General features: G+C 55.4%; 3 protein-coding genes and 1 pseudogene. All 4 read right to left on the reverse strand.

The window, feature by feature from the left end:
• Positions 1 to 245 precede the first annotated feature (245 nt).
• Positions 246 to 1,652, reverse strand: a complete 1,407-nt coding sequence (locus tag RMSM_RS14755) for an O-antigen ligase family protein (protein ID WP_008697550.1) — start codon at positions 1,650 to 1,652, stop codon at positions 246 to 248.
• A gap of 236 nt (positions 1,653 to 1,888) precedes the next feature.
• Positions 1,889 to 2,935, reverse strand: a complete 1,047-nt coding sequence (locus RMSM_RS14765) for a hypothetical protein (protein ID WP_008697552.1) — start codon at positions 2,933 to 2,935, stop codon at positions 1,889 to 1,891.
• A 60-nt stretch (positions 2,936 to 2,995) separates the two neighbouring features.
• The gene (locus RMSM_RS14770) at positions 2,996 to 3,739 is read right to left on the reverse strand and encodes a hypothetical protein (RefSeq protein WP_008697554.1); all 744 of its coding nucleotides are present in this window, start codon (positions 3,737 to 3,739) and stop codon (positions 2,996 to 2,998) included.
• Positions 3,736 to 4,374: pseudogene (locus RMSM_RS40965) on the reverse strand (hypothetical protein); the annotation flags it as partial. The gene RMSM_RS14770 and the pseudogene RMSM_RS40965, both read right to left, overlap by 4 nt.

A 4,374-nucleotide genomic window follows, 5' to 3' on the forward strand; every position in this document is an offset into this window, starting at 1 on the left:
GGTGGAAATCCCGTTAGCCGTTTGGGCGCTAGCCCCGGTTGAATGTCGGAACCGTGGTTAGCAGCCTGTTGATTTAATCGACATGCAAATCGCATTGTTGAGCCGAGAGCCGTAAGGCACCGGGTAATGCGTGGAACCCGGTCGCTGACGCGCGAGCGGCTAATATAGGGAAAGACTTCTGCCTAGCTGCTTAAATCCAATGGAATACACTCTACCGCTAATCCGCAATCGCAAGCTTTCGGTTCTTAGAAACTCGTATCTTGGTTCGTCGTGGATGCCGGTTGCGGTCGCACCGTTTGCAAGCGGCGCGCTTTGCGAGCCACCATGGGCGTCGAGCGACGCGCCGAGACGAGAAGTCCTACGATGCATCCCGCATTGAATAAGAAAGCAAAGCTATAGGGTTCTGCCATCCAGACGGTGATAATCACCACCGTCGTGGCCATGACGGAGGACAATAAGGCAACCGTCAAGAATTCGGTCGGCTGAGTCAACATCGTATGTTGTCGCAAAAAAGCCATGAAAACACCGATGGGAAGCAATAGAAATGCAATCGAACCGACGACACCCGTGTTCAAGTAATGAAGCAGGTAATGATTATCGACGGACAGAAAGAGACCTCGCAGATGAGGTTCTAGCATTGCTTCGTGCTGAGGTAATGTGCCCCAGTTTCCATATCCAATCCAACCGACTTGAGAAAGCGGTTTCTTATAGACGGTAAATAGTAGATAGCGATGTCGCGTCCCCGAATAGGTATACGTTTCATCTTCGATTTTAATCTCACGAATACCATCTTGGTTTTCGATCGAATCTGCCATCTTTAATATCGTTGGCAGCATTACGATACTCGTCGCAATGACCAATACACATGCAAATAGCGAGAATAGGCGAATAGGAGGGAAATAGTACCAAACGAGTCCAAGTATCACGCCACCCAAAACCATACAAGGGCCGCGAGAGAGTGTTGCGACCGTGCCCATCGCGAGGATCACCGGGCCAACCAGCCAAAACTTTGATCCACGTCCCCAAAAACTTTGATATGCCTGAGTGAATACCCACGGCGATGCGAGGGCAAGCACGAGGCCGGCATAGATCGGATGCCCAAACCAAGCTTCGGCACGTTTCAATCCTAAGCGGTGTCCCGAATCACCTTGTGATGATCCTTCGTGGCCGAGCAACGTATTAAAAAGGTTGTAGTCCGCAACCGATTCAAAGATCATCGCCCCCGCTAGCAACAACGCCACCGTGGCGGCTAACGGAACAAAATCGATCGCGTCTTGGTCCTGAACCAGGATTAACCTTGCCAACATGTAGGGAAACATCCACTGCGCCAGCAGGCTGAGGATCACAGTGGGGCTGAAGTGGTCGTTCAAGGTCGTGCTGATCGCAGCGGTCATCACAATCACGACCGGCAACAGATCGATCCATGAGAAACCGGCAAAGACGAACTGACGCGGTTTTACAACAACAACAGCAACTGCCATCAAAGCAACGACACATCGCACGGTAACATCGGCGGCGCCAACGGACAGTGCCAGCCACGTGGGAACCAAAAAGGCAATGCCCCAACCAACGCGAGCCGCATGCCGCGGCGAGTAAAACCTCGCCACAAAAAGCATCAGCACTGCGACACTAAGGGCGATGAAATGGAACATGCAAGGTGAACGTGACGGGCGTGCAACCAAAAAAACATACCGGATCTCAGGTCGCGGTCAGGGGCCGGACGCGAGATGGATGGACCAGCCTAATGTAATTACGGAATTCAGTAGGTCCAATGGGACGATGCGGTGGATGAATTTGTATGTTGGCCTGCGAATCACACCGCGACGCTGGGGGCATTACAAGCAAATTGGAGCTGCGGCAACAACGATATCACCGTTTCACGACGTCATTATCGAGTGGTGATGGGAGCCACCGTCGCCGGATTGCCCTGATTGATTGCCGCTCGATAGACATCAATCACACCGGATTGAAGGTCTGCTCCGGCCGGTAGCGGAAAACGCCCGAGCCCTTTTCCCTGATAATGGATATCCTCAATCACATTGGGGCTCTTGCCCGTGCGATCGATCGCAATCGATTGGACTTGCCACTGATGCACCACGATTTCGTAAAGCACTTCGGGCGCCAGGGGCAGCGAATTTTGCCGCGTCACCACATCACCGAATTCGTTGATGACGCGGTAAGTTTCGATCTGTTCCGCCGCTGAGTCGCGAGAAAACCGACGATTCACCACATCGCCTGGTTTGATTTTGATCTGCTCGGTCTTCGAGTCGTCTTTTAAATTCACAATCGTGACCACCAGATCACTCGGACTTCCATTGCGGAGCCCAACGGTGACTGGGGGCAACGGTGGTCCCGCAACGATTTGAGAATCAATCAGCACCGATTGGGGGCGACGACGGATTGGGGGATATGCTGAGATCGGGGGCGGTCCGATGGTTGCCGTGATTCCTGATCCCCAAACCGGAGCCACTGGGGCGAACGGTGCCGGAACAAATGGAGCCGGAACCAGCGGTGCTGGCATGAAGGAGGGAATCGGTCCAAATCCACCGGGGAAAAAGCCATGGTTCAATCCCGGCGGAGGCGGCGAGTCGGGGTTGGTGGGACGCAGCACGCCCGTCATTGGTTGGAAACGAGGCGACACGTCATCCAAGTCGGCCATCCACATGTCACCGCGGCCGGACCGTGGGAATCGCAAAACGCGATTTAGTTCAGGGTGGAAATAGCCAGCATATTGTCCGTCCAGCGAATCAAATCTCGGATCGCGAAGATAGAGCAAGCGGCCCGCGGTGGCATCACGAATTTCCATCGTATCCCTATGCAGCGCGATCACCGTGCTGCGAGCCCCCGATGGCTGAATTACTTCAAACGTTTGGGACCACCCCCAGCCAGGCAACCCGCCTACGAGCATTAGCAAAATCCATCGCATCGCACTCACCCCCGTTTGTGTTCGTTCGTTTGCACCGTTTTCTATTCTACGGCAAACGAACCGGCGGGGTTATTGAGGATCCGCTGCCGGGCTTACCCGTCGGCCAATCAATCCGGTCACGAAAGAGCTGAAGACGAGACAAAACAGTCCGCCCACCACCAGGACGCCGGTGGCGGCTAAGCGGTCGCGAACTTGAACCCGTTTCCACGCCAGTGCGATCTCGCTTTGGATCGCTTTATCAAAGCTCAGCTTGACCGCATTTTCGTAAAGGATCGTGTCACCTTGTTTGACTTCGCCAGCATAGCGATCGGTGATCAAATTGTTCTCAATCCACTCGTCGGTGACCGACAAATATTCGTGGCTTGCGTCGCCATCGGTTTGCCCTTGGACATAGTGAACCAACGCCGCTCGCTGCAGCCGTTTCAGTTCATCCTCGCTCTCGGTACGGCTGTCGGCCGGCGACGAGACGACGACCCATGACTGCAGATCTCCGTCGAGCTTGGGCAAATCATTTAGCCAAGCGGGTCGGTCATCGGGAAAGCTAAATTGGTCTAGCGGAGCGACCGACAATTCCGAGGCCGTCTCGGTCATCGCGGACGCGTCGGTTGCGTTGACTGCATCCGATTCGGAATCGTCGCCGGACTTCGCTTCTGCACCCACCTTGGTGTCGGCAAGTGAGGTTTCCACTTTCTTGGCTACGTCATCTACCGCCATCGCCACCATCGGGCCTACGGTAATGACCATCAGCACGGCAACCAGCGGGGTTAAGATTTGGCAGCGGCATGCAGCCGCGCGGTGATGCGACGTGTTCATGCTGACCCCCTAGCGTTTGCAAGTTCTTGAGTGATTCCATCATCAGCCGTACGAGCCGCCGCGGGCTGGGATGGCGTATGTGGGATCCGTTCCGGTTTGACGCGAGGATTGATCCAGGGAGCTGACATTTGAATGGCGATCGCGATACCGCCGGCGATCAGCATCCCAAACGGTTGTGGGATCGGCAGCACTTGGTGGACCGCCCATTCGCCCACCACTGCCACCGCAACGCTCCATAGGCTTAGCCGATGTCGACGCAGCGGATCGACCGGTCGCCACCAACGCAGCAAGGCAAACAGCACAGCAAAGTGTGCCATCATCGCTGAAGCACGCGGAATGCCATCGCTGTAGAGCGCTTGCGGAAGCGTCGTGGAATCGATATTTCGCGTCAAACCGGCATCAATCGGAAGCATCAGGAATCCGTTCATCGCATAGGCGAATAGCCCCACGCCGCCGCCGACGCCGGCTAACACGATGCGGCGGGGAAGACTTTCCCCTTCATCACGTTCCCACAGTTTGCCGAGACCAAGGATCGAGATCGCAGCGCCCATCACGACCACGGCCATCCATCCGTAAGGAGCAATCGCGATCGAATCGACCGTGCCGGTGCGAAGCCCGATCACGCCTGCGGTGAT

The sequence above is a fragment of the Rhodopirellula maiorica SM1 genome (genome assembly GCF_000346295.1).
In the GTDB taxonomy this organism is placed as follows: domain Bacteria; phylum Planctomycetota; class Planctomycetia; order Pirellulales; family Pirellulaceae; genus Novipirellula; species Novipirellula maiorica.